Origin of the sequence: Bradyrhizobium sp. PRIMUS42 (genome assembly GCF_023006515.1) — a bacterium.
Taxonomy (GTDB): Bacteria; Pseudomonadota; Alphaproteobacteria; order Rhizobiales; family Xanthobacteraceae; genus Bradyrhizobium.
The window spans coordinates 1-408 of the sequence record NZ_JALBGZ010001633.1; the positions used below are offsets into that span (position 1 = coordinate 1).

Annotated in this window: 1 protein-coding gene; it reads right to left on the reverse strand. The window is 70.1% G+C overall.

Annotation, left to right across the window (positions count from 1 at the left end; all coding sequences use genetic code 11):
• The coding region (locus MOV75_RS42025; protein WP_247008769.1) for a histidinol dehydrogenase at positions 1–408 on the reverse strand (408 nt) is incomplete at both ends.

A 408-nucleotide genomic window follows, 5' to 3' on the forward strand; every position in this document is an offset into this window, starting at 1 on the left:
GATGCGCGGCCGCCAGCACCAGCGGAGTGAGCTTGCCGTCGGGCGAGGGCACCACCATCACGAGGCGCGAGACGCCGGCGACCTTTGCGGGCACGGCGTTCATCAGCACCGAGGATGGATAGGCCGCGGTGCCGCCGGGCACATAGAGGCCGGCAGATTCGATCGCGGTGTAGCGCCAGCCGAGCTCGACGCCGAGCGGGTCGGTGAAGCGTTCGTCCGTCGGCAGCTGGCGGCGGTGATAGGTCTCGATGCGGTCGCGCGCGAGCTTGAGCGCATCGAGGGTCGCGGCATCGCAGGCCTTTGTCGCGGCTTCGATCTCGGCGGCGGTGACGCGAAGCTTGGATGCATCCAACGTCAGCCGGTCGAACTTTGCCGTGGCCTCGAGCAGGGCCGCGTCGCCCCGCCTGG